Below are 25216 nucleotides of genomic sequence, written 5' to 3'. Positions count from 1 at the left end.
AAAGGTGCGAGGCAACCGCCTCGCACCGCTTGTCCAAGCAACTTTGAGGTGATTCCCATGATGAAGGGTGGCATGGCCGGCCTGATGAAGCAGGCGCAGCAGATGCAGGAAAAAATGGCCAAGATGCAGGAAGAGCTGGCCAACGCCGAAGTCACCGGCAAGGCCGGCGGCGACATGGTCAGCGTGGTCATGACCGGCCGTCATGACGTCAAGCGCGTGAGCATCGACCCGAGCCTGCTCGAAGGCGTCAGCGATGACGACCGTGAAGTACTGGAGGATCTGTTTGCCGCCGCAGTCAACGATGCCGTGCGCAAGATCGAAGCCAACAGCGCCGACAAGATGTCCGGCATGACCGCTGGCATGCAACTGCCACCGGGCTTCAAGCTGCCATTCTAAGGCCGCTTGCTGTTGAACGATGCCAGGCTTGACGCCTGGCATCGTCGTTTCCGGGGCTCGCGGCCGGCGTATTTGACGCTGGCCGGAGCCGCGGGTATAAACCGCCTCTCGCAGTTTTGTCGGACCTATCGCCCATGAGCTTCAGCCCCCTGATTCGCCAACTGATCGACGCTTTCCGGGTTCTGCCCGGTGTCGGCCAGAAAACCGCCCAGCGCATGGCCCTGCAACTGCTCGAGCGTGATCGCAGCGGCGGTGCGCGCCTGGCCCAGGCGTTGGCCCAGGCCATGGACGGGGTCGGGCACTGCCGTCAGTGCCGCACCCTGACCGAGGACGACCTGTGCCCGCAGTGCGCCGACCCTCGGCGTGACGACAGCCTGCTGTGCGTGGTCGAAGGGCCGATGGATGTCTATGCGGTGGAGCAGACCGGCTATCGCGGTCGCTACTTCGTGCTCAAGGGCCACCTGTCGCCGCTCGACGGCCTCGGTCCGGAGGCTATCGGTATTCCGCAACTGCTGGCGCGGATCGAAGAGCAGGGCAGTTTCACCGAGGTCATCCTCGCCACCAACCCGACGGTCGAGGGCGAGGCTACGGCGCACTACATTGCCCAGTTGCTGACCAACAAGGGGCTGGTCACCTCGCGTATCGCCCATGGCGTGCCGCTGGGCGGCGAGCTGGAGTTGGTGGACGGCGGCACCCTGGCACATTCGTTCGCCGGTCGTAAACCGATCACCTTGTAAGGGCAGCGGCCGTCCCGATGTGGGGCGACACGCCTGGTGTTGCTGTCGGCTTCAGGACGTCAGCAACAGCATGATCTGGTCCAGGCGGGTATTGGCCACCCAAGCCACCAGCGTGCCCAGGAGGGTCGCACCGCCAGCCATGTAGGCCAGACGGGCACGGATGGATCTTACATCGCTGCGCACTTCGCCAAGGTCACGGTGGATGTATTCGAAGCGGGTTTCCAGTTCGGTGATTCGCGGTTCCATGGTGCTGCCTCCAGAGGGGTCGTTCTGCTTGGCCAGGCTGCCGGGACCGGCGGATGGCTGCACGGGATCGTGGTTGTCCGGCCACCGGTAGGCCGGTTGCAGGTGCGGTGTGACATAGCGCTTGAGCTCGACTTCCATGTGATTTTTCGTCCTCGAAGGTCCAGGCTCCGGGCGCCATCGCCCGGATAAAAGACACTTCAAAAACTCGCTCTATTTGGCTGGCGGGTCAATTGAGGCGATTCCCTGATATCTATCGGAAAAGTCGCCAGGGTGGCAGTGGCTTGCCTGGTCAGGCATAGGGGCTGTCCCAGTAGCGCTTGTACATGCCCAGGCTTTTCTTCAGGCCCTTGGGCAGGTAGCGCTCCTGCTGGCTGAGTTTGTAGGCGAACAGCTTCACCGCATTGCGCAGCAGCGAGCCAGGCCAGGCCGCCAGGCGCCTGGGGCCGAGGAATTTCAGCTCGGACAGCACATAGCGCAAGCCTTCGCCGCCCGCGCCGCCGAATGCCTGGCGAATCCACGGTTCGCGGGCATGGAACACGCCGATATCGAAGTAGCGGCGAAACTCTTCCCAGAGGGTGTAGTTGTGCGAATGCCGGCAGCAGGCGCTGCCCTCGTAGGCGACTTTCCAGCCGGCCAGCAGCATCTTCGCGGCTACGTACATGTCTTCGGACAGAATCACGTGCTGCGGGAAACCGCCGACCTGCACCAGTGCCTGGCGCCGGTAGGCACAGAAGGAGTTGGAAGCGAACGCGGTCTTGATGCCCAGGCGTGGCGCGTCCTCCAGGCTCTTGACCTGGGAGGTGGGCGGGTAGTTGAACAGCCGCGCGTGCTCGGCCAGCGGGCTGGCGTCCAGGTGTGCCAGTTGCCGGCCGCAGACCGCACCGATGCGTTCATCGGTGAACGGCCAGGCGATGTTGGCCAGTGCTTCGGGATCTTCCAGGTAGGCATCCTGGGTCATGAACACGTAGACGTCGTACTCCGGGTAGCGCTCGACCATCATCTGCCGGGTGCCGCCGTGGTTGAAGTCCCTGCTGTCGATGCGCAGGACATTGGGGCAGCGGGACTCGGCCAGCTCGAAGGTGCCGTCGCTGGAGCTGGAGTCCACGATCAGGGTATCGAACACCGCCGTCTGGCGGTCGAGGGAGTCGAGCAGGCGTTCCAGGTCCCGACGGCCGTTATAGGTCGGGATCACACAGGCCACTTTGGGAGTCGACATGGTTCAGCCTCCAGGAATTGCCGCCGGCCGCCAGGGACGCAACCAGCAGGCCAGGGCGATCAGCAGCGCCAGGCTGTAGAGGGTGCTCAGGCCCAGTTGCAGCCAGGTCCCCGAGAGAGGGTGCAGCACCAGGGCGGCGCTGATCATCACGCCGAGCCCCAGCAGCCAGTGGCTGCGCCAGGGCACTTCGGCCAGCAGTTGCTGGCGGCGCATCAGCAGCAGGCCGGTGAGGATCACGCCGCAGACGGCCGCCAGGGCGATTCCGACCAGACCGAAGACATACGGCAGCACTGCCAGCAGCAGGGCGTTGAGCAGGCTGCCGGCCAGTTCGCAGTTGAGCGGCATGCGCGTATCGCCGGCGGCATAGGCGTAGCGGGCGAGCAGGGCGTTCCAGGCGCCGAACATCAGCGGTACGGCGAACCACGCCAGCAGTTCCGGCAGCGGGCTGTCGGCGGCCTGGTTGGGCAGCAGCAGGCTGACCAGCGCGGCGGCGGCGCCGATCAACCCGGCCACGGCCGGCAGGGTCAGCAGGGTGGCACTGGCCAGGCCCTTGCGCAGCAACGACAGACGCTCGCTGCCGGCGCTGCCGCTCATCAGTCCGAGCAGTACCTGGTTCAGGCTCATCAGGGCGATCAGCGGCAGGTTGATCAGCTTGCGCGCCAGGTTGATCCAGGTGACCGCGCCTTCACCCAGCAGCGAGGCGACCATCCGTTCCAGCAGGGCCAGGCCCTGGCTCGCCAGGTTGCTGCTCAGCAGCGGGCCGATCTGCTTGAGCAACTCGCGGCCGGCACCGGGCGCGTGTGCCGCCTGCCAGGGTTTCCAGCCGCTGCGCAACAACGACGGCAGCAGCACCGTCGGCATCAGCAGGCTGCCCAGCACGCAGGCGCCGGCCAGGCCGGTCGGCGTCGCCGCATGGCGCAGAATGGCCAGGTACAGCACCGGCGGCAGGTTGAACAGCAGCGAGCCGAGCCCGGCCAGGACGAAGCGCGAACGCGCCTGCAAGGGCACGCAGAACAGCCCATGGAGGATGAAGCCCGGCGCGCACCAGGCCAGCCAGTGCAGGCTGCCGCTGGCCAGTTGATAGCCCTGGCTGTCGAGGCCGGGGCCGATCAGTCGGACCCACAGCGGCGCGCCGATGCTGAGTACGCCGCCCACCAGCACGCCGCCCAGCAGCAGGCGCGGCGCCAGCGCCCCGAGCCAGTTGGCCTGGTCGCCAACCGAGCGTTGCTGGTACAGCGGCAGTGCCGCCGCGCTGAGCAGGCCGGCGGCCAGTGCCATGCGCAGGGCTTCCGGCAGGAACAGCGCGACGAGGAAACTGTCGCTGCGCCCACCGGCGCCCCAGGCCGCCACCAGCAGCCACTCGCGGGCGAAACCGGCGGCCAGGCCGGTGAGGGTCGCCAGGGTCAGCCAGAGGGTCGATCCGAACATCGGCGTGGCTCAGTGGAACAAAGTGAACAGGCCTTTGCCGCCCACCTTGTAGTTGAGGCCACGGCAACGTTCGCCCTTGATCGCCGCATCCGGGCCGCCGACGATGGCGTAGGCCGGAATCGGCTTGGACACCACGCACTGGCCGCCGACCACCGCGCCCTCGCCGATGTCGGCACCGAAGGACAGCAGCGCACGGCTGGCGATCCAGGCGTAGTCGCGGATATACACCGGCCCACCGACCGCCCAGAATTCCGGCGCGTGGACATCATGCCCGCCGGCGATGATCAGTACGTGGGAAGCAATGGTCACGTGGTCGCCTATGATCAGTCCGCCGCGGGCATCCAGCTGGCAGTGCCAGCCGACCGTGCTGTCGTTGCCGATGCGCAGGCTGTCGACACCCAGCACCTCGGTGTTGCGCCAGACCGTCGAGCCCTTGCCGATTTTCGCCCCGCCCAGACGCAGCCAGAGCAGGCGCAGGGTGTGGCTGGGGATCTTGCAGATGAGGATGTTGTAGGCCAGTTCCCACCAGCGCAGCATGCGGTCGCGCAGGGTCGGCCAGTTGATGCCGTAGAGCGGGATCAGCGCGCCCTTGATTTCGCGCCCGAGCAGGGCATAGAAACGCCGGGCCAGCGGGTTTTCGATACGTGGTTCGATGTTCAGGTAGCTGATGAAGCACAGCACGTTGCCCTTGAGCGGTTGTTCGAAGCAGACATCGTTTTCCAGCATCCACTCATAGGCGGCTTGCAGTTCCTCCAGGCTGACGGCCATCTTCTCTGCGTATTCGGGCAGGGCCTCTCGCAGGTTCTGCGAGTGCAACATACGGTGTTTCATGGGTGGGCTCCAGAAAGGCTCGAGGCCTTGGGCTTGAGGCGTCGGGCTTCGTGCAGGTTCAGGCCCAGCAGCAGCCAGAACAGGGCGATCAGTACCTGGGTGAAGCTGAAATAGTGGTCGAAGATACCACTGAGCAGGGCGGCCACCAGGCCGGCGGTGCTACCGAGCCAGAGGGCATTGTCCGCAGTCAGGCGGATGGTCTCCTGGTGGGGGCGGGTTTCCCGCCACCAGCTCCAGATGACCGTGACGAACAGCAGCATGCCGGGAATGCCGAGCTTGTAGATGAAGTTCAGCCACAGGTTGGATATCCCCCAGAGGCCGGTACCGGGCACTGGGGGCTCGGTCTTGAAGCCGATACCGAAGGGGAACATCGCCATGGCCTGCGGGAAGTGCGCGTACTCGTCGAAGCGCACGCTGGTACTGGCATCGTTGGTGGAGAAGAGGGTCAGCAGGCGATCCTGCAGCGGCGGATAGAACATCAGCAGGAGGGCGCCGAAGGCCACGCCGCCCATCAGCAGGCGACCGGTGTAGGGCACGCGCTTGCGCGCCAGCCAGATCAGCACCACGATCAGGCTCAGCAGCGCGCCGCGCGAGCCGCTCAGCAGCAGGGCCACCGCGCCCAGGCCGGCGACGGCGAAGCCCAGCGCCCGTGGCCAGCCCTGCCGGGTCAGGCCGAAGCAGAAGGCCACTGGCAGCAGCAGGGCCATGGCGCCGCCCGTGACGTTGGGGTGCATCCATGGCGAGCCCATGCGATTGGACATCGCGCTGAGGCTGTCGCCCAGCACCGCGATACCGCCATAACCGAGCCTTTCCAGGATCGGCGTCATGCTGGTGGCGGTACCGTTCTTGAGGAACACCGGGATCGACAGCAAGAGCATCATCAGGGTGCCCAGCAGCAGGCCGGTCACCACCTGTTCGCGGGCCTTCGGCGTATTCAGCAGGCGTGGCACCAGGAACAGCACCGAGAGGTTGAGCAACCAGCGGATCCAGTTCACCGGGCCGTTGCCTTCGGCGTTCACCGTCAGTTGGCCGACGACGAAGGGAAAGGCGCTGAACAGCATCAACGCCACCAGCAGGCGCTCGGTACGCAGCAACGGCGGCTTGTCCGGCAGGTTGTTGAACATGGCCTGCACCAGCACACTGCCCCAGACCAGCAGGATCAGCGCCTCGGACACCGTGGTGCGGATGCCGATCTGCACCGTCGAGTAGGGCAGGAAGGTGGCGAGTACGCTGAACAGCAACAGGCCCCACAGCGGGTGGCGGATGATCGTCACGATCCCGGCGATACCGACCAGCACTATCAGCACCTTGAAGGCCGGCAGCAGCCAGACCAGCACACCGAAGACCAGGCTGAACAGCAGTGCTATGGGCATCGCGATCGGCATTATTGCAGCTCTCCGAGCAATTGGTTGAAGCGTTCCCGGTAGGCGGCTGTGGCGTAACGGGCGGCCCATTCGCGCAAGGCGCCGGGATCTTCGGCCGGGGCATCGGCCAGGCTCAGCATCAGGGCGGTCAGTGCCGGACTGTCGGTGGGCGAGAAGCGCGGGCTGTGCGGCGGGGTGATTTCATCCAGCGACGAACCGCTGGCGACCGCGACCGGCGTGCCGACGCTCAGCGCCTCGACCACCGGCAGGCCGAACCCTTCGGCGTAGGAGGGTTGCCACAACCGCTGGGCCTGGCGGTACACCGCGTGCAACTGGGCATCGCTGATACCGCTGAGGTAGTGCAGCCCCGGCAGGTGCCGCAGCGGCGAGGGCAGGTGCTCGGGGTCGCCGATCAGCACCAGTTCCGGGACCTGGTCCGATTGCTGGCGGGCGGTCTGCCAGGCACTGACGAACCAGGGGATGTTCTTGCGCGGCTCGCGGGTCCCGACTGCCAGCCAGTAGCGCTCCGGCAACTGCAGGTCGGTGATGTCGGCCGGCTCGCCGCTGAAACCATCGACCAGGTTGGGCAGGACCCGGATCTTGTCACGGGCCTGCGGGAACAGTTTGACCAGTTCGTCGGCGGTGTACTGCGAGGGTGTCCAGATCCGGTCGGCGACCTTCACCGAGTGACCGATCGACAGCCGGTCGGTGGCGCGATAGATCCGTCTCTTGATCTGCGAGCCGTGGCTGTTCTGCAGCGTCAGCTGGAACAGGTCGTGCAGTTGCAGCACATAGCGCATGCCGGCCGGCTTGCGGCCCAGGGGCAGGCCCATGTTGAAGTTGCAGATATAGACTTCCACCCCGGCCTCGCGCAGGGCTCCGGGGAGGAAGCCGGCTTCGAACTTCAGGCGCAGGGGCAGCCGGTGAATGCCTTGCAGCGGCGCCTCCCAGCGTGGGCAATGAACGCGGCGGCGCAACGGATGATCATAGGGCGCCACACCGAACAGTTGCAGTTGCACCGCGGGGTTGGCCCGCAGGGCTTCTTCCAGTGCCAGGTTCTGACGGCCGATGCCGGTTTGGGTGTAGCCCGCCGTCGGGCGGTAATCCAGGCCTATGCGCATACGGACACTTCTTCTTTCTTGAGCTGTGGGAGTCGGGTGTAGACCGCTTCGAGCTGTGCGGCGGCCACGGCCCAGTCGTGTTCGGCCCTGACGTAGGCCCGGCCGGCGTCGGCGATCTGTTGCAGGCGCGCCGGGTCGGCCAGGGCGTCGGCGAGTATCCGGGCCAGCACTTGCGGGTCCTCGCTGCCCAGGTAGTGGCGGCCGTTCTCGACCTTCAGGCCCGAGCTGCCCTGGTCGGTGGTGACCACTGGCAGGCCGGCGGCCATGGCTTCCAGCACCTTGAGCTTGGAGCCGCCACCCTGGCGCAACGGGGCGAAGAACACCGAGGCGCGGCTTTGCAGGGTGCGCAGGTCGGGCACGAAGCCCTGCCACTCGATGCGTGGGTCGTTCCAGCGCTGGCGCCAGGCGTCCGGCAGGCCGTAGCCGGCAATGGCGAAGCGTACCTGCGGATTGAGCTTCCAGAGTGCCGGGAGGATTTCCTCCAGGGCCCACTCCACCGCATCCAGGTTCGGGCTGTATTCGTAGTTGCCGATGAACAGCAGGCGCTGGGCCGCAAGGTCAGGGGTCACGCCGGCGTAATGGCCGGTGTCGACGCCGTTGACCACCACGGCCACCGGCTTGCCGGTCTGTCCGTGCAGAACATCGGCATCGGCGTGGGTCACCGCGACCAGCTCGGTGGCCTGGCCGAACACCCGGGCCTCCCAGCGTCGGTAGCGCCACTGATCGTACAGGGTGAAGGGTTTCAGCCAGCCGGGCAGCCGGTCGTAGCTGGCCGCACCGAGGGCCGACTCGACATTGTGCTCGGTGAGGATGAAGTCGCGCCCGCTGTCGATCAGTGGTTGCTCGAACGGCTGGAAACTGTAGCTGTGCTCGATCTGGATCACGTCCCAGTGTTCCTCCAGCAACTGGCGGAACTGCTGCTGCAACTGCGGCGCCGAGCCGTTGACGGCGGCCAGCATCGGGTAGGGCGCGAGCAGCGCGGTGAGCAGTGTGCGCAGGCTGCGCAGCGGCCGCCGCGGCACCACGATCAGTCGTTCCAGATGCGGCAGCAGGGTTTGGCGGGTGGCCTCGTCGAGCGCGCTCTTGGACTGCACCAGCAGGGTGATCCGGTGCCCACGGGCGGCCAGGCTGCGCAGCAGGTGGAATTGTCGGGTCTTGCCGCCGCTGGTGGTGGGCCAGGGCAGGTAGGGCAGAGTCCAGAGTATCTTCATGGCGACCACACCAACAGTTGCAGGCTGGTTTTCAGCGGTACGGTGACGGCCTGGCCGTCGCTCAGGTCGGTACGGCTGCCGGCCAGTGGATCGTACAGGGCTGCCTGGGTGACCCCGGGCAACTGCAGGCTGCTGCCGCTGGCGCTCCAGAACATCCACACGCGCGCTCCGTCGTTGCGGGTCCAGGTGACGCTGAACAGGTCGTCGGGGCATTGCGCAGGTTGGGCGTGTCGGCCGGTTGCAGTTTCGGGCCGGTCACTTCGAGGAAGTTCTTCAGCGCGGTATAGACCGGCTTGGGTTCGCCGTCGAGGTCCACCAGGCCGTAGAACTGATCCCGCGGGGTGGCCCGGGCGTCGAGGTCGCTGAGGTTGAACAGGAAGATCCGCTGGTAGTCCATCGCGCTCATCAGGGCCAGGCGACGCAGGGTGTAGTCCTGCTGGCCGGAGATGCCGATCAGCGCCTGCATTTCCCTGGGCCCGGCATAGCTCGACCAGCCCCATTCGGTGGCCCATACCTGCGATACCCCGGCGCCGTGCAGCGACTTGTTGAGGCTGTTGCCCTTGGTCAGGAAGTCCCTGGCCGTGGCGCTGTCGCCCTCGGGCAGCTCGGAATAGGGGTGATAGGCGGCGATGAGGTTCTGGCTGGCCAGCCCCTGGCTGACCAGGTTGTCGAGCATCAGCCCCGGGGTGCTGTGCATCTGGCTGTAGTAGGCCAGGCCGGCGGTGGCCACCGGCTTGCCCGGGACCTTCGCGCGGATCGCCCTGGCGGTGGTGGTCAGCAGTTGGTAGTAGGCGGTGGGGTCCTCCTTGGGCAGCCAGATGATGTTCGGCTCGTTCCATACCTGCCAGGTGTTCACCTGGGGATAGCGTTCGGCCAGGGTCGCCATGCGATCGGCGAACAGGTTGAAGTCCCTGGGCGGGTACTGGTCGGTGTTGCTGGCGCCGGCCGGTGCGCTGCTGGCAAAGGCCGGCGAGCCCACCAGGTAGGCGAGGATATTGTAGTTGTGCGCCTGCATCTGCTTCATCGCCGCATCGAGGGCGGCGATGTCATAGACCCCTTGCTGCGGCTCGATCATCGGCCAGTGGATGGTCAGGCGCACCCAGTTCAGGCCCAGCTCGTCGAGCCGGCTCATCTGCTTCTGGTAGATATCCGGCTCGAAATACTGGAACTGCACATTGACCCCGAGGAAGTCCTTCCACTCGATTGCCCGCGGCGCCTTGAGCAGCACCTGGGAGGAGGACTGGGCATCGGTGTCGCGCCACTGCAGGCTGCTGAGGACGCCGGCCAGAGCGACCAGCAACGGCACCCAGAGAATCGGTTTACGCCACATTTTCATGCCCTCGACAGGCCTGCTCGAATACCTGCAGGAAACGGTTGGCGGTCTGGCTCCAGACCCGCTGGTTGCCGATCATGCTGGCGTGTTCGGCCCAGCGGATCGCCAGTTCCGGGCTGGCGCACAGGTGACTGATCTCGGCCGCCAGGGCGGTGACGTTGCCCTGGGGAAAGATCACGCCGTTGCCCTGGGCGACTTCCTCGGCGAACGAGCGGGCGTCGGAGGTGATCGCGCCGCGCCCGCAGGCGGCGGCCCAGGACAAGGCGCCGCTGGTGCCACGCAGTTGGCCGAGCAGCTTGAGCTTGCTCGACTCGCGATAGGGCAGCACCATCACGTGGTGGGCCTGGATCACCTGGGGGATGTCCGCGGCCGGCAGGTCGAGCTGCCAGTCGATGCTGTCCTGCAGGCCGAGGCGCCGGATGTGCTGGCGCAGTTGATCGAGGTAGCTGCCGGACGGGCCGAAGGCCATTTCCGGTTCGCTGCCGCCGGCCAGGGTCAGGCGCAGCCTGCTGCGCAGTTCGGGTTGCTGGGTGAGGGTGATCGCCAGGGCGTCGAGCAGGTCCTCGATGCCCTTGCCGCGGTAGATGAAGCCGAAATACAGCAGTTTCAGCGGCTCCAGCGGTGGCAGCGGCGCGGGTTCGATGGCCAGATTGCCGTGGGGGATCACCGCCATCTGCTCGCCGCGCAGGCCCATGCGCTGGCGCAGGCATTGGCTGCCTGATCGGGTCAGGGTGATCAGCCGGGTCAGGCTGCGGGCCAGTTGCCGTTCCTCGCGCAGGCACAGCGGGTCGGCCAGCACCGTGGCCACCTGCGGCAGGGGCGAGGGCAGGCGGCTGGCCAGTGACAGCGGCCAGGGCAGGCGTTCGCGCCGCCAGACCAGGCGTTCCGGGTCGTGGATGGTGGCCGTCAGTGGCAACCGCGCAAAGCGTGCACGCAAGGCCTTCAGGGCACTGAACTCGGCGAGCCGGCCGCCACCGATTTCCGCGTGCACCAGGTCGATGCCCTGCCAGTCGTGGTCGGCCACCGCCCGGACCGCCCGCTGCGGGTCGTTGCCCAGCCCGGCCAGCGGTGTGCTGACGCGCACGCCCTGGCTCTCCAGGGCCGTCTTCAGGTGGCCGGCATAGTCGGCGATGCCGTTCTGTTCCGGCGGCAGGGGCGCGAGCAGAGCGATATGCATCAGGCGTGACTCCGCAACCGTGCCAAGGTATTGAGGACCCGCTCCGGAATCTCGAAGCGGCGCCGGTTAAGGATGATGCCGTCGACCCGCTTGAAGGCAGTGTTGAGGGTCGTCAGGGCATTTTCCAGAATCGGCACGGTGGTGGTTTCCGCTTCGATGATCAGGGTGATCAGGTCGGCCTGGCGCAGGATCACGAAGGCTTCCTGGTTGGAGAAGAACGCGCCGGCATTGAGCAGCAGGATCTCCCCCGGTTGCGCCGGGCCATCGCCTTCGACCCGTACGTTGTGGCCGCGCTGGCGCAGCAGTTCGCCAAGGTGCTCGATGACGAAGGTGACCCCTTCGCCGTGGCGGGCCGAGGTCAGGCCGATGCTCAGGCCGTGCTCGGCGACCCGTTCCAGCGGCAGCACGCCGTAGAGCCGGTACATGCTCGCGGTGAAGGCGGTACGCCGCTGCGGATTGTCGTCGCTGATGTCCTGCAGGCTGGTCCAGACCTTGACCCCGAAGCGCGACTCGATCTTGTCGCCGTCGTGGATACGCTGGTCCAGCAGGTAGAAGAAATACAGCGCCAGCAGGCCGACGGCCAGGCTCAGGGGAATTGCCAGCAGGATCATGCTCAGGCTCTTGGGGAAAACCCGGGCTTCGTTGAGGGTGGCCTGTTCGATCACCGCGATGTTGCTGATCCGGCTCTTGTCCAGTTCGCGGTCGATGCGGGCTTTCTCGGTGCTCTCGCTGTACAGCGCGAAGCTCTTCTCGGCGGCATCGAGTTCGCGTTGCAGGCGCGACATCTCCGGTTCGAGCGCCAGGGCCTGGCGGCGGTCCTGTTCCAGTTGTTCAAGCTGGGTCTTCTGCTGCGCGGCCTGGGTCTGCAGGCGGCTGAGGCTGGCCTGCTGGTCGGCGAAACTGTTCTGCAGGCGGGTGTAGACCGGGTTCGGGGCCAGGTTGTCGGAGCGCTGGACCACCGCATTCTGCGCCTTGAGCAGCTTCTCCAGGTTGGCGATGGCGGTGTCCATGGCCTTCACCGGTGGCGCGCCTTCCTTGAAGGTGCGCAGCATTTCCTGACGCTCGATCTGCTTGGAGTTGATCCGTTGCTGCAGGTCCTGGCGGTCGGGGTTGATACTCATCTGCCGACCGATGCTGATTTCTTTCTTCATGCTGTTGAGCTGCGCCTGGATCCGCTCCAGGCCGCTGCGGGTCGAGGCCACGGCACGGGTGGTGTTCAGGTGTTCGCCGCGCAGGTTGTTGAGATTGCGTGAGATATCGTTCAGGCGCTCGGAGATGCTCACCGCCCCCAGTTCGTTGAGGTGGGCCTCGATCTTTTTCTTGTAGTCGAGAATCCGCGCCTGGGTCGCCTTGCTTTCACTTTCATAGAAGGTATAGAGGCTCTTGCGTCCGAGGCTGCGGGTACGTTCCTGCTCGTACTGCTCGATCCAGCTCTGGACGATGGTCTGTGCCACCGCCGGGTTGTTCCAGGTGAAGCTGATTTCCATGACCGAAGAGCCGGGGGCGTGGGTCACGCTGAAGTTCTTCAGCAACTGGTCGGCCAGGCGTTCGACCGGGGTCTGCTTCTCCACCACCCCGAGCAGTTGCAGGAGCCCGCGACCGGCATCGGCCAGCGCTTGCACGGTGCTCTTGACCAGGGTCTTGACCGTCGCCAGGAAGCCTTCCTGTGGCGGCATCCTGGACAGCTCGTTGAGGTACTGCTCGGCCACCAGGCGGGCGATCGGGCGCCCGGTGAGCATGCGCTCCTCGTCGAGAATCGGATCACGCTGGGCACTGGGGATGATGGTCGCCTGCCGATCGGAGATCTCGATCGGCAGGGTGCTGGTATCGCGTCCCGGCTTGACCAGCAGCAGTGCGGTGGACTCGTAGCGGTTGGGCAGCAGGAAGGCGCCCAGCAGGATGATGATGAGCGTCACCAGCACGGTGATTTTCACTTCGTGCTTGAAGATGAAGAACAGGCGCAACAAATCGCGGAAGGAGCGGATATTGATCATGTTTGTTGTCCTTAACGATCAGTTGCTGTTTTCACGCAGGTTGTAGTTCACCCCGATACCAATCGATTTCTGGAACGGAATCAGCTGGTTCAGATACAGGTCGACCCACTCGATGCCGTTGCCCACGTGGGACTTGGGCACGAAGATCACGTCGCCGCGTTGCAGCAGTACCGGCGGGCGGTTGCTGACGCCGGCGAGCATGGTGTCGCGGTAGTCGAAGAAATAGGTCTTGTAGCGGCCGTTGTCTTCCTGACGCAGCAGCGCGACGTTGCGGCTGTCACCCACCGGCAGCAGGCCGCCGGCACCGATCAGCGCCTGTTCCAGGGTGGTGGCGGTGGTCACCGAGAGGTTGTTCGGGTTGCGCACCGACCCCCCGACGAACACGGTGTTGCCCGGTGAAGTGGAAATGTTCACGGTCAGCGCCGAGTCCTGGTAGATGTTCTTGAGCTTGTCCTGCAGGAACAGGGTCAGTTCCTGCGGAGTCAGGCCCGCGGCCTTGACGTTGCCGATGTAGGGGTAGGCGAAGCTGCCGTCGTTCATCACGGTGAACAGCGTCAACTCATAGATGGAGTTGGCGGTGAAGGCGGAGATCGAGGGTGCCTCGCCGGTGTTGCGTACGATACGCAAGGTATCGCCGGCACGGATCCGCTGTGCCGGCAGGGGCTTGCCGGCCAGCGCCTCGCCAGCCCTGTGACCTTCCTCCAGCACGTTTTTCTGCGGCAGCACCACCTTGGCCGGGATGCTGCAAGCGCTGAGTAATAGAACACTGAAGATCAGCAAGGGGGTTTTCATTGGTCGGTCGTCCTGTCGTGCATGTTTACAGCTCCCTGACGGGCTTGGTGTTGGTGCGCTTGCCGCGCTTCAGGATTTGCCGGGTTCGACGGGAGCCCGCCCGTAGATATCGGTGAAGCGCACGATATCGTCCTCGCCCAGGTATTCGCCGCTCTGTACCTCGATCATCACCAGGTCGATCACCCCGGGGTTGACCAGGCGATGGGTCTTGCCCGGCTTGATGAAGGTCGATTCATTGGTGTCGAGCAGAAATTCGTTGTCGCCGTTGGTGACCCGCGCCATGCCGCTGACGACGATCCAGTGTTCGCTGCGGTGGTGGTGCATCTGCAGCGATAGCGAGGCGTTGGGCTTGACCATGATGCGCTTGATCTTGAAGCGTTTGCCCTCCTCGAGCACGGTATAGGTCCCCATGGCCGGGTCACCGTTCGGTGCAGGCGGTAGGCTTCGTGGCCCTGGCGCTTGAGCTCCTGGGCGATGAGTCTCACGTCCTGGCTGCGCTTGCCGTCGGCGACCAGCAGGGCGTCAGGGGTGTCGATGATGATCAGGTCCTTGAGACCGACCCCGCCGACCAGGCGCTTGGGCGAGTCGATGTAGCAGTTGTTCACGTCGTACAGCACGGTTTCGCCGTTGCACTGGTTGCCGTTGGCATCGGCCGGGGTCAACTCGCGTACCGCCTGCCAGGAACCGATGTCGCTCCAGCCGAGCTGGCAGGGCACCACCGCGACCTTGCGCGAGCGTTCCATCAGCGCATAGTCGATGGAGATATCCGGGGCGAGCCCCAGAGTCTTGCTGTCCAGTTCCAGTTGCAATTCCTGGCTGCCTTCGCGACTGTGGCTGTGGGACAGGCATTCGTTCATGGCCGCCAGCACATCCGGGGCATGCTCCTGCAGTTCGCGCAGTACCGCGTCGGCGCGCATGCAGAACATGCCGGCGTTCCACAGGTGCAGGCCGCCGTCGACGTAGCGTTGGGCCGTGGCCGCATCGGGCTTCTCGACGAAGCGCGCGACCTGGAAGCTGCCGTCGTCCAGGGCCTGGCCCTTCTCGATATAGCCAAAGCCGGTTTCCGCCTGGGTCGGCACCAGGCCGAAGGTCACCAGCCAGCCCTGGTCCGCCAGTTTGCGCGCGCTCTGCACGGCCTTGGCGAAGGCCTCCAGGTCCTTGATCAGGTGATCCGCCGGCAGTACCAGCAATTGCGCATCCTCGCCGTACAACCGGCTGACATGCAGGACGGCGGCGGCGATGGCCGGCGCGGTATTGCGGCCGAAGGGCTCGAGGATGAAATCCAGGGCCGTGCCGCCCTTGTTCAGCAGACGGTAGTCATCCAGGGTGCGGAAGAACACCTCGCGATTGGTCACGGTCAGCAGGCGCTGCACGTCGGCCAGGCCGGTGGCGCGGCGGAAGGTCTTCTGCAGCAGGCTCTCGCCGTCCGGCAGGCGCATGAAGGGCTTGGGCATCGCTTCGCGGGAAACCGGCCAGAGTCGGGTACCGGCACCGCCGGCGATGATGCAGGGAATGAGCAGGCTCATTTCAGAAGGCCTCGCGTGTCAGGAGCACTGCCGGGACAGTGCGGAACAGAATGTAGAGATCGAACCAGATCGACCAGTTTTCGATGTACTCCAGATCGAACTCCACCCGTTTCTCGATCTTCTCCAGGGTATCGGTTTCACCACGGTAGCCGTTGATCTGCGCAAGCCCGGTGATACCCGGCTTGACCCGATGGCGCGAGGTGTATTCCTTCACCGCTTCCTCGAACAGGATGCCGGCGGCCTTGGTCGCCGTGGCATGGGGGCGCGGGCCGACCATGGACATGCTGCCGACGAACACGTTGAACAGTTGCGGCAGTTCGTCGAGGCTGGTCCTGCGGATGAAGCGTCCGACCCGGGTGATTCGCGGGTCGCCACGGGTGGTCTGTTTTTCGGCGTTGGCGTCGGCCTGGTGCTGGTGCATCGAGCGGAACTTGAACACCTCGATCAGCCGGTTGTTGTAGCCGTAGCGCTTCTGGCGAAACAGCACCGGCCCCGGCGAGTCGATCTTGATCGCTATCGCCACCAGCAGCATGATCGGTGACAGCAGGATCAGCGCCAGGCTCGACAGCACCATGTCCTCCAGGCGCTTGAACATCGGCGACCAGCCGCGCAGGGGGACTTCGGAGGCGTTGAACATCGGCAGGTTGGCGACTTCGGTGATGCGGTTGTGGGCATGGCGGAAGGCGACCATGTCCGGCACCAGCAAGACGTTGACCGGCAACCGGCGCAGTTCGCGAATGATGTAGTCCATGCGGTTTTCCGCCGACCAGGGCAGGGCGACCAGCACCTGGGTGACCTTCTCCTCCCGGATCAGTTGTTCCAGGTCGCTGGAGTTGCCCAGCAGCGGCAGGTTGACCATGGTCTTGGGCAGCCGGCCGATACGGTCGTCGATGAAACCGATCACCCCGGAACGGATGTCCTGGTGCTGGGACAGGTATTCGGCCAGGCGCTGGCCGTTCTCGGTGGCGCCGAGAATCACCGCGTTCTGCAGGAAAATGCCGCGTTGCATCAGTTGCTGGAACAGCGCCAGCAGGATCAGCCGCTCGATGCCGAACAACGTCAGGCTGGCGATGAACCAGACCAGCAGTTGCGTGTTGTCCAGGTAGTTGAACAGTTGCAGGCCATGGTGCATGAACAGCAGCAGGCAGAACGCCGAGGACCAGGCGAACAGGGTGATCTGGAAGCGCAGCATGTTGCTGAAGATCGCTTCGGCGTAGACGCCCAGTGCCTGGAAGATCAGTACGCTGATGACACCGAAGAACAGCAGGATGGCCAGGTAGCTCTCGGTGATGTCGGGGGTTTGCTTGCGCAGGTAAACCAGGAGCAGCAGGCCGGGCAGGATGGCGGTGAGCCCATGGACCAGGCGAATGCCGAACAGAAAGTACTCGACCATGCTGGGCCGGGTAAGGAACAGACTGTCGACTGGTTGCAAGCGCATTGAGACCCCCTTCCTTTTCTACCCTCTCGAAATGGCAACTACGAAGCACTTCGGTAGGTAATTCCTATAGCAACGCTCCAGGTTTATTGCGCTGCCCCATCCCTGGTAGACGGTTCTTCTGTCAGATGCAACCGGTCCTGACTGTCATCCAATCAAGGACAAGTCTGACTGCTCTAGTCGTATTCACCCACACATGTGTACATTTTTTCCTCCTGTGTACAGGGTATAGGCTTGAGTAAAGCTCATGAAACAGTCGGTCGCTAATTGAATGACACCCTGTCACTGAAAAAAATTTCCGACGCCGCTGTATTGACGGTCGAGGCCGGTCTAGAGCCGACGCGGGGGCCGGCGATGAAATAAATCCCCGTCACGGCAAGTCGTTTTCATCCGTCTGCGGTCCACATTTGTCAAGGCCATCGACACAGGAGAAAACGCCGATGAGCGAGCGCAAGGCATTGCTGATTCTGCACGGCAAGCAGGCTCTCAACGAGGAAGTCAGGGCAGCGGTCGAGGCCCGGCGCCGTGAAGGCTGGGAGCTGGCCGTTCGGTTGACCTGGGAAGCGGGCGATGCCCAACGCCTGGTCCATGAGGCACTGCACATGGGCTACCGGCAGCTGATTGCCGGTGGCGGTGATGGCACCTTGCGCGATATCGCCGAGGCGCTGGCCGGGACCGAGGCCAGCCTGGTGTTGATGCCGCTGGGCACCGCCAACGATTTCGCCCGTGCCGCCGGCGTGCCGCTGGAGCCGGCCGCGGCCTTGCAGTTGCTGGATGTACCGGCGCGGCCGATCGATCTCGGCGCGGTAGGTGAACAGTTGTTTCTGAATATGGCCACCGGTGGGTTCGGCAGCCAGGTGACGGCCAATACCTCCGAGGACCTGAAGAAGGTGCTGGGCGGCGCGGCCTATCTGTTCACCGGGCTGTCGCGCTTCGGTGAGCTGCATGCCGCCTACGGCGAACTGCAGGGGCCGGATTTCCACTGGCGTGGCGAGCTGCTGGCGCTGGGTATCGGCAATGGCCGCCAGGCCGGTGGCGGGCATGTGTTGTGTCCGCAGGCGCTGGTCGATGACGGCCTGCTCGACATCAGCATCCTGCCGGCTCCCCAGGAGGTGGTCGGTACCTTGCGACGGCTGATGAGCGACGGTTGGGGCCTGGACAACATGTTCGTCCGGGCACGCCTGCCCTGGGTCGAGATCAAGGTCGCCGAGGGCCTGTACCTGAACCTCGACGGTGAGCCCCTGGAGAGCGACAGTCTGCGTTTCGAGGCCCGTCCCGGTGCATTGCGGGTGCACCTGCCGGTGGATTCGCCGCTGCTCAGTCGTCGAGACTGATGATCCGCTCGCGGACCGCGAACAGCACCAGGCCGGCGACGTCGAAAATCTGCAGGCGCTTCATGATCTGTGCGCGGTGGGTCTCCACGGTCTTGATGCTCAGGCCCAGGCCCTGGGCGATTTCCCGGGTGGACTTGCCGCGTACGATCAACCTGAGGATTTCCAGCTGGCGCCCGGTCAGGTTGTGGCTCTGGGCCGGTACCGGTGAATGACGCTGGGCCTGGGTCAGGGCCTGGTTGATCACCGTATGGGCGATCGCCGGGCTGAGGTAGCGCTCGTTGTTGCGCAGGGCCTCCAGGGCCTGGGCCAGTTCGGTCGCGGTGGTGTCCTTGAGCAGGTAGCCGTGGGCCCCGATTTCCAGGGCCTGCATGATCAGTTGTGGGTCGGTGTGCATCGACAGGATCAGCACCTTGCTCTGCGGACGTACCGCCTGCAATTGGCGCAGGGCATCGAGCCCGCCGGTGTCGCGCATCGACAGGTCGAGCAGGATGATATCCGGATTCAGGCGTTCGACGGCTTCGAGCAACTGCGCGCCATCGCTGGCTTCGCCGATCACGGCGTAGCCGGGAATCTCCAGCACCAGGGCGCGGACCCCGGCCCTGATCAGTGAGTGGTCATCCACAAGAAGTAAGTTGCAGGTCATAGAACCTTATTCGTACTGGCTCGTTCGAGGGCGCGGGGGGCCCAGGGAAGAAGGGCTTCGATTTGCGTACCTTTGCCGGGTCCGCTGGTGACTGTCAATCGGCCGCCCAGTTGTTCGGCACGCTCGAGCATGCCGGCCATGCCACGTTGCCCCTGTTCGGCGGGGTTGGCGGCCGGGGAAAAACCCTGTCCGTCATCGGCGATGTACAGCGACAGGCCTTCGGGAAGACGTTTGAGGCGTACCAGCAGGTTGTCGGCCCTGGCGTGGCGCAGCACATTGGTGACAGCCTCCTGGGTCACGCGAAAGGCGGTCACGGCCATCTCCTCGGGCAGCCCGGTCAACTGCTGATGACATTCCAGGCTCCAGTGCAGGCTGGTGTTGCCCAGGGTCTTGAGCAGGTGCGCGCGCAGGCTGGCCTCCAGTCCGAGGCTGGTCAACTGGCGTGGGTTGAGAATGGCCGAGACATCCCGCACCTTGGCCAGGGTTTCGTCCAGGGTGTTGTTCAGATCCGCGCAGTGGCTGCGCAATTGCTCCGGCAGTCGTCCTTGCAGCCACTGGGTCTGCAGCCTGGCGGCGGTCAGCAGTTGGCCGATGTCATCGTGCAACTCGCGGCTCAGGCGATGGCGTTCGTTCTCCTGCACCTGCAGCAGGCGGTCGGCCAGCTCCTGGGGTTGGAAATTGATCGAGGTGCGCGAATCGCGATACTGCAGCCAGAGACTGGCCAGCATGGCGAGGTTCAACAGCAGCAACCCCAGGGACAGCGGCGAGCCATTGAGGTAAAGCGCCAGGCTGGCGATGGCCGAGGCGACGCACAGCACGACGGTCAGCCGGCGGGCATTCTTGCGTGAGGTGAGCCAAGGCTTTAGTGACTTGAGTCTGGCGTACATAGCGTGTGGAGCCAAATAAGTGTCCGGGGCGAAGAGTCCGGCCGTAACCAGTGGCAGGACTCCGTTTGAAAAAACGTTACGGTTCAATATTAATGTACAACTTGATATAGGGGTTGTGGCTAAGTGCTATTACCTTTTGGATCCTATGCCGTTGTCCCGGAATTCATTTTGCCATCAAGTACATAAGCAAGCGGGCAGCATAGTAGCACTTCGTTTAAGGTTGGTCGTCCCTATTGATATATGTCCGCTTGGTCAACTTTCTGCACGCCGGTTCCAGATGACTCGCCAGCCGCTTTGGCTATCGGTTTATGTTTGAAATCGCTGCAGTTTATCGCGCTGTTATTTGCGCGCATAAGAACGCCCGGCTCAAAACACCGAAAGTTGTTCGTTAGTTGGTCTTGGCTTTGTTTGGGGGGGAGTGCCCGGGCCTGGCGAGAGGCTTGACCAGGGCTCTGCGGTTCAGGCGGAAGGCCCGGGAAAGGTGATCAGCGTGAAGTCTTTCGCCTCGGCAAGCAGGGTTGTCGAGACTTCGACCTGTGCCGCCAGGTCGGCAATCAGTTCGGCCTGTTCGCTGTCGTCCAGGCCTAACTGGCCGGTATGTGGGTCGATCAGTTCCAGTTGCCACGCCAGCAGGGTCAGGCAGCCCTGCAGGGCCTGCAAGGCGTCGTCGTGCAGGTTGAGCCGTTCGGGCGCGTGGTTCAGCACGTCGTGCACATGCCGGGAAAAGTTCGCCATGCAGTGCACGCCGAGTACGTCGGCCCGGCCGCTCAGCTTGTGCAGGGCGGCCAGCAGGCAGTCGATGGCATCCCTGTCGTTGCGGATCAGCGCCAGATGCTGGCAGCACTCCTGCATCTTTGTTTGCAGTTGCTCTGCTTCCACCAGAAATTCCGGCAGTTTGGCCTGCCATTCTTTACCGTTCAGCATGCTTTATCTCCATGAAACATCGGCAGGCGATAGAAGGTCGCGCTTGGCGAACGGCATTAAGTTGATGTCAGTCAACAGGGCGGAGCGGCAGTCTGCTGCCGATTGTTTCGGTGCAGAGTGATTGCGAAGAATTCTCAGGCAGGTGCGGTCGATGTTCGACAGGCCCACTCGCGGCGAGTGCAAAGATCGCCCAAGAGGACCGATCCAGAGCGTCTTAACCAGAGCTGTGAGGCGTTTTGCCTGGTTTTCCGGCCACCGTCCCGCGATTGAAAGCAAAAGCCTGACTCCATTCATGTAATGAGAATGGCGTCACATTAATGGCTATTGGATATTGCGAATATCAGGTTGCACCTGATTGTTGCTAGGGGATTCCCCTAGGCAGGGGAACAAAAAGCCGATCCGGTGGTAGCCTCGCGCGAGACGTGTCGAGTCCGGACAGTGCACTCAGTAAAGCATGATGTTAATGTGACATCAAACGTTTTGCGTGACATTTTGCATGAGGGTCAAGGTCCGGCGAAAGCGGCCGATAACTCTCATAATGAAGTTCTTTGTATCAGCGCCCCAGGAGTGATTGATGGCCGGCATTCTCGACACGGTAGACCAACGTACGCAACTGGTGGGAGAGAATCGTCTGGAGATTCTCATGTTCCGCCTGGCCGGTCGCCAGTTGTTCGCGATCAACGTGTTCAAGGTGCAGGAAGTCCTGCAACTGCCCAAACTGACCCTGATGCCCCAGCGCCATCCCTTTGTCTGCGGGGTGGTCAACCTGCGTGGACAGACCCTGCCGGTGATCGACCTGTCCCAGGCGATCGGCATGCGTCCGCTGGTGCCGGGCCCCGACAGTACCATTATCGTGACCGAGTACAACCGTTCGGTGCAGGCGTTCCTGGTCGGTGGGGTGGACCGCATCGTCAACATGAACTGGGAGGCGATCATGCCGCCGCCGGGCAGTGCCGGGCGCCAGCATTACCTGACCGCCATCAGCAAGGTCGACGACCAGTTGGTGGAAATCATCGACGTGGAAAAAGTCCTTGCCGAAATCGTGCCGTACAACGCCAAGGTTTCCCGGGAAAAACTCGATGATCCGATCATGGAGCATGCCCGTGGGCGCGAGGTGCTGCTGGTCGACGACTCCAAGGTGGCCCTGTCGCAGTTGCGCGACACCCTGGGCCAGTTGGGGGTGAAGCTGCATATCGCCAGTGACGGCCTCAGGGCCCTGAACATGCTCAAGACCTGGGCCGATTCCGGCGCGGTGATGACCGAGAAACTGCTGATGGTGTTCACCGATGCGGAAATGCCGGAAATGGACGGCTACCGCCTCACCACCGAGATCCGCAACGACCCGCGCCTGCGTGGCCTGTATGTGGTGCTGCACACCTCGCTGTCCGGCAGCTTCAACGAAGCGATGGTGAAGAAGGTCGGTTGCGACAACTTCCTCTCCAAGTTCCAGCCGGACAAGCTGGTGGACGTGGTTCGCCAGCGCCTGCTGCTGGATCATCCCGGCGCCTGACCGAACCTGGGGCAGGTGCAAGGCCTGCCCCTGGTCGTTGTTATCGTTGCGTTGCCTTTGATTGGGCGAACGGCTCGTATATCGTGGTCTTTTATCCCGGAGCCGGTTCTCATGTTGCGTCTGAGCGCGCTGTATCGTTATCCACTCAAGTCTGCCAAGGGCGAACACTTGTCTCATGCCTCGCTCGATGAGTTGGGGCTGGCGGGGGATCGACGCTGGATGCTCGTGGACGAGGCCAGCGGACGCTTCCTGACCCAGCGTGCCGTGTCCGGCATGAGCCAGTTGTCGGCGTTGTGCAGTGCCGCGGGCGGGCTGACCTTGAGCGCGCCGGGGCATGCGCCGCTGGAGGTGGCGTTGCCGGCCGCCGACGAGCAATTGCGTGGCGTGACCATCTGGAACGATACCCTGCGGGTGCCCGATGCCGGCGATGAAGCCGCGGCCTGGTTGAGCGGCTTCATCGGCAAGCCGGTAAGGCTGGTCCATGTGCCACAGCAGCGGGCGCGCAGCACCGAGGCCGGTTATGGTCGCGATGATGACCGTGTGGCGTTTGCCGATGGCTTTCCTTTGCTGTTGATCGGACAGGCGTCGCTGGAGGACCTGTCCCGGCGGGTCGGGCGCCCGTTGGAGATGCTGCGGTTTCGGCCGAATCTGGTCATCGAGGGCAGCGAGGCGTTTGCCGAGGACCAGTGGAAGCGGATCCGGATTGGCGAGATCGAGTTTCGGCTGGTCAAACCGTGTTCGCGCTGCATCCTCACCACCATCGATCCGCAGTCCGGCGAGCGCAGCGCCGACCGCGAGCCATTGACCACCCTCAAGACCTACCGGGAGAAGGACGGGAATGTGTTTTTCGGGCAGAACCTGGTCAATGACGGGGTGGGGCGGCTGGAAGTGGGAATGCCGGTGACGATTCTCGAGTGAGCCTCTGAGTCTCGGTGGAGCCCGGGTTTCGTGGCGGGCTTACCGGCCCATTCGCGGGCAAGCCCTGCTCAAGTTCCACGGATCACTGATCGTCGAAGAACCGCTCGTGCCAATCCACCAGCGGCTGCGGCGCATTGAGTTTCTGACCGTAGATCACCGCGTAGGACAGCACGTTCTGCACGTACTGGCGGGTCTCGTCGAACGGAATACTCTCCACCCAGACATCGAAGCTCAGGTGGTTCGCCCCCTTGAGCCACTGCCTTACCCGCCCCGGGCCCGCGTTGTAGGCGGCGGTGGCCAGTACGCGGTTGCCGTTGAACTGGCCGTGCACCTGGCTCAGGTAGGCCGCGCCCAATTGAACGTTCTTGTCCGGATCCAGCACCTGCTGCGGCGAAGCCAGCGGGATGCTGAACTTGCGCGCGGTTTCCTTGGCGGTGCCGGGCATCAGTTGCATCAGGCCGGTAGCCCCGGCGTTGGAGCGCGCATCATCCATGAAGGCGCTTTCCTGGCGGGTGATCGCGAACACCCAGCTCGAATGCAGGCCGCGCAGCTTGGCCTCGCGGACCAGGGTGTCGCGGTGGGCCATGGGGAAACGGATATCCAGGTCATCCCAGTACTGCGCCTGGCTGATGGTGCGGATCGCCGGGAAATACCACTTCAGGTCGTAGGCCAGCTTGGCCTGGGCGACCATTTCGTCGCGGCTGAGGTGGCGGCTGGCGTGGTACCACTCGCGGCGGCCATCGACGATCTGCCCGCGGTCGTGCAATTCCAGGGCACGGCGCACGCCCGGGGTGTTGCGGACCTTGTTGATCAGCTGCTGGCTGAGGACCAGTGGCCGGTTGGTCAACTGGTAAGGGGTCTGCGAGCGATCGGCGGCGAGGAAGCCATAGAAGTCACGCTCGCGGGCGACGTTCTTGAGCAGTACCTGCGCCTGCGGGTTCTGCGGCTGGGCCAGTTCCAGGCTGCGGGCCTGCCAGTAGCGCCAGCGGTTGGTGCTGGCCAGGTCCTGCGGCAGGCGGCGGGTCAACTGGTAGGCCTCTTCCCAGCGGCCCAGGCGCAGCAGCAGGCGCAGGCGCCATTCGGTGACGGTGTTGTCGCGCAATTCCGGGTCGTACTGGGTCATGATTTCCAGGGCGCGGCCGTCATAGCGGCGGGCCAGGGTCAGGCCGATCTCGCGGGCGATGGAGACTTTCTCGTCACGGGAGAAGTGCATGCTCGTGGCATAACCGTCGAGCAGCGCCATGGCCTTGTCCGGATCCTGGCGTGCCAGGCGGCGCAGACCCAGACCGACCACGTCGGACATCGCCTCGTCCGCGGGTACGAAACGCGCCGGTTGGCTCAGCAGATCGGGTTTCTGCGCCACCTCGATCATCAGCCGGCCCTGTGGGCCGAGGGTGCTCAGGCCTTTCACCAGAGCTGTGGCCAGACCGTAGTTGCGGGCCTCGGCGGCCAGCTTGACGCGTTGCCAGCGCTTCTGTTCGGTCAGTTGGCCCTGCGCGGCCCAACTGTCGAAGAGGGCATCACAGGCGCTGGGCTGGGTCTTGCCGGTCAGCCAGAGCTTTTCTGCGGTGGCGAAGCCTTCGGCGCGCAAGTTATGGCTGAGCTGGTACTGGCCGTTGAGGCAGTCCAGCTCGGTGAAGTTCAGCTTGGGGTCGTAGTACTTGACGAAGGGGCCCAGTCGCCACGTTCGGCCAGCCAGCGCAACCAGCGCAGCTTCATCCAGTTGGCCTGGGGCAGGTCGCCGTGCTCGGCGAGGAACTGCTCGATCTCGGCGTTGCTGGCGGTCTTCAGTCGCGCGGTCAGTTCGTCGTAGGCCAGGTAGGGCTCCAGCGGGTAGCTCTGCAGGGCGCTGCGGTATTGGAAATACGGGCCTGAATCGCCCTTGGCCAGGGCGCGCTTGGCGTCATCGTAGAGTTGACGTTGCTGGGCGAGGTCGACGGCCTGTGCAGCTTGGACGGCGCAGGTGGAAAGAAGCAGACACGATAAGAAGTTGAAAAGACGGCTGCGCATGAGACTTCCGGGCAAAAAAACGGACAAGCACAGGCCGCAAGGCCGGTGCTGATTGTCGGGTAGCTTAGCCTTTTGCCGGCGGGGGGCGAAAGTTTTGCCGGCCTTGTGTACGCAACTTGATACCAAATGTCATGTGGCAGGTGACGCGGGCTTCGACCGCTGGCGAAAATCGCGGCCGCCTCG

General features: G+C 64.2%; 19 protein-coding genes and 3 pseudogenes. 5 read left to right on the top strand and 17 right to left on the bottom strand.

The genetic code is table 11. The features are described from left to right. Positions 1 to 57 precede the first annotated feature (57 nt). The gene (locus tag ACM62G_RS02560) at positions 58 to 396 is read left to right on the top strand and encodes a YbaB/EbfC family nucleoid-associated protein (RefSeq protein WP_054060347.1); all 339 of its coding nucleotides are present in this window, start codon (positions 58 to 60) and stop codon (positions 394 to 396) included. Between the two features lie 134 nt (positions 397 to 530). Continuing rightward, complete coding sequence (gene recR / locus ACM62G_RS02555; RefSeq protein WP_054060348.1) at positions 531 to 1133, top strand: recombination mediator RecR; 603 nt, start codon at positions 531 to 533, stop codon at positions 1131 to 1133. A gap of 51 nt (positions 1134 to 1184) precedes the next feature. On the opposite strand, the gene ACM62G_RS02550 is transcribed toward recR, so the two are convergent. The 13 genes and pseudogenes from ACM62G_RS02550 to ACM62G_RS02490 all read right to left on the bottom strand — a co-directional run bounded on the left by ACM62G_RS02550 (position 1185) and on the right by ACM62G_RS02490 (position 16810). Next, positions 1185 to 1517, bottom strand: a complete 333-nt coding sequence (locus tag ACM62G_RS02550; RefSeq protein ID WP_419736633.1) for a hypothetical protein — start codon at positions 1515 to 1517, stop codon at positions 1185 to 1187. Positions 1518 to 1668: 151 nt separating this feature from the next. Continuing rightward, a complete protein-coding gene (locus ACM62G_RS02545; protein WP_419736632.1) occupies positions 1669 to 2595 on the bottom strand; it encodes a glycosyltransferase in 927 nt (308 codons plus the stop codon). Positions 2596 to 2598: 3 nt separating this feature from the next. Beyond that, positions 2599 to 4023, bottom strand: a complete 1425-nt coding sequence (locus ACM62G_RS02540; RefSeq protein ID WP_273824105.1) for a lipid II flippase MurJ — start codon at positions 4021 to 4023, stop codon at positions 2599 to 2601. 9 nt (positions 4024 to 4032) lie between these two features. Next, positions 4033 to 4854 carry an acyltransferase gene (locus ACM62G_RS02535; RefSeq protein WP_054059648.1) on the bottom strand — a complete coding sequence of 274 codons (822 nt, stop codon included), beginning with the start codon at positions 4852 to 4854 and terminating at the stop codon, positions 4033 to 4035. After that, complete coding sequence (locus tag ACM62G_RS02530; protein ID WP_273824104.1) at positions 4851 to 6239, bottom strand: O-antigen ligase family protein; 1389 nt, start codon at positions 6237 to 6239, stop codon at positions 4851 to 4853. The genes ACM62G_RS02535 and ACM62G_RS02530 overlap by 4 nt, the downstream gene beginning before the upstream one ends. Then, positions 6239 to 7339, bottom strand: a complete 1101-nt coding sequence (locus ACM62G_RS02525; RefSeq protein WP_419736631.1) for a glycosyltransferase family 4 protein — start codon at positions 7337 to 7339, stop codon at positions 6239 to 6241. Before ACM62G_RS02525 ends, ACM62G_RS02530 begins: the two co-directional genes overlap by 1 nt. After that, a complete protein-coding gene (locus ACM62G_RS02520) occupies positions 7330 to 8550 on the bottom strand; it encodes a glycosyltransferase family 4 protein (protein ID WP_419736630.1) in 1221 nt (406 codons plus the stop codon). Before ACM62G_RS02520 ends, ACM62G_RS02525 begins: the two co-directional genes overlap by 10 nt. Then, positions 8547 to 9880, bottom strand: a pseudogene (locus ACM62G_RS02515) (beta-galactosidase). Before ACM62G_RS02515 ends, ACM62G_RS02520 begins: the two are co-directional and overlap by 4 nt. After that, positions 9870 to 11060: a glycosyltransferase gene (locus ACM62G_RS02510; protein WP_416772490.1), complete on the bottom strand. Its 1191-nt coding sequence runs from the start codon at positions 11058 to 11060 to the stop codon at positions 9870 to 9872. Before ACM62G_RS02510 ends, ACM62G_RS02515 begins: the two are co-directional and overlap by 11 nt. Further along, positions 11060 to 13054, bottom strand: coding sequence for a GumC family protein (locus tag ACM62G_RS02505; RefSeq protein WP_054057070.1), 1995 nt, complete (start codon positions 13052 to 13054; stop codon positions 11060 to 11062). The genes ACM62G_RS02510 and ACM62G_RS02505 overlap by 1 nt, the downstream gene beginning before the upstream one ends. An 18-nt stretch (positions 13055 to 13072) precedes the next feature. Beyond that, positions 13073 to 13846 carry a polysaccharide biosynthesis/export family protein gene (locus tag ACM62G_RS02500; RefSeq protein WP_054057071.1) on the bottom strand — a complete coding sequence of 258 codons (774 nt, stop codon included), beginning with the start codon at positions 13844 to 13846 and terminating at the stop codon, positions 13073 to 13075. Positions 13847 to 13915: 69 nt separating this feature from the next. Further along, positions 13916 to 15372, bottom strand: a pseudogene (locus ACM62G_RS02495) (mannose-1-phosphate guanylyltransferase/mannose-6-phosphate isomerase). A 1-nt stretch (position 15373) separates the two neighbouring features. After that, the gene (locus ACM62G_RS02490; protein WP_054057073.1) at positions 15374 to 16810 is read right to left on the bottom strand and encodes an undecaprenyl-phosphate glucose phosphotransferase; all 1437 of its coding nucleotides are present in this window, start codon (positions 16808 to 16810) and stop codon (positions 15374 to 15376) included. 437 nt (positions 16811 to 17247) lie between these two features. Between ACM62G_RS02490 and yegS the strand changes: the two genes are divergently transcribed. After that, entirely contained in the window at positions 17248 to 18141 is an 894-nt protein-coding gene (gene yegS, locus ACM62G_RS02485) for a lipid kinase YegS (RefSeq protein WP_273824100.1), read from the top strand. Here the strand turns inward: yegS and ACM62G_RS02480 are convergent. The 3 genes from ACM62G_RS02480 to ACM62G_RS02470 all read right to left on the bottom strand — a co-directional run bounded on the left by ACM62G_RS02480 (position 18125) and on the right by ACM62G_RS02470 (position 20595). Continuing rightward, positions 18125 to 18784, bottom strand: coding sequence for a response regulator (locus tag ACM62G_RS02480; protein ID WP_054057075.1), 660 nt, complete (start codon positions 18782 to 18784; stop codon positions 18125 to 18127). The genes yegS and ACM62G_RS02480 overlap by 17 nt on opposite strands. Further along, complete coding sequence (locus tag ACM62G_RS02475) at positions 18781 to 19671, bottom strand: sensor histidine kinase (protein ID WP_273824099.1); 891 nt, start codon at positions 19669 to 19671, stop codon at positions 18781 to 18783. The genes ACM62G_RS02480 and ACM62G_RS02475 overlap by 4 nt, the downstream gene beginning before the upstream one ends. 459 nt (positions 19672 to 20130) lie before the next feature. Continuing rightward, positions 20131 to 20595 (bottom strand): hypothetical protein, encoded by a 465-nt coding sequence (locus tag ACM62G_RS02470; protein WP_419736629.1) that lies wholly within the window; start codon positions 20593 to 20595, stop codon positions 20131 to 20133. Positions 20596 to 21169: 574 nt separating this feature from the next. On the opposite strand from ACM62G_RS02470, the gene ACM62G_RS02465 reads away from it, so the two are divergent. Both ACM62G_RS02465 and ACM62G_RS02460 read left to right on the top strand, forming a co-directional pair. After that, entirely contained in the window at positions 21170 to 22105 is a 936-nt protein-coding gene (locus tag ACM62G_RS02465) for a chemotaxis protein CheV (protein ID WP_054057078.1), read from the top strand. 111 nt (positions 22106 to 22216) lie between these two features. Then, entirely contained in the window at positions 22217 to 23023 is an 807-nt protein-coding gene (locus tag ACM62G_RS02460) for an MOSC domain-containing protein (RefSeq protein ID WP_419736628.1), read from the top strand. A gap of 82 nt (positions 23024 to 23105) precedes the next feature. Here the strand turns inward: ACM62G_RS02460 and ACM62G_RS02455 are convergent. Next, a pseudogene (locus ACM62G_RS02455) lies at positions 23106 to 25033 on the bottom strand (transglycosylase SLT domain-containing protein). Between the last annotated feature and the right edge of the window lie 183 nt (positions 25034 to 25216).

This window comes from Pseudomonas sp. COR18 (genome assembly GCF_048568395.1).
GTDB lineage: Bacteria > Pseudomonadota > Gammaproteobacteria > Pseudomonadales > Pseudomonadaceae > Aquipseudomonas > Aquipseudomonas fuscovaginae_B.
Note: the sequence above shows the minus strand (reverse complement) of the source record. Positions and strands in the feature narration are given on the sequence as shown.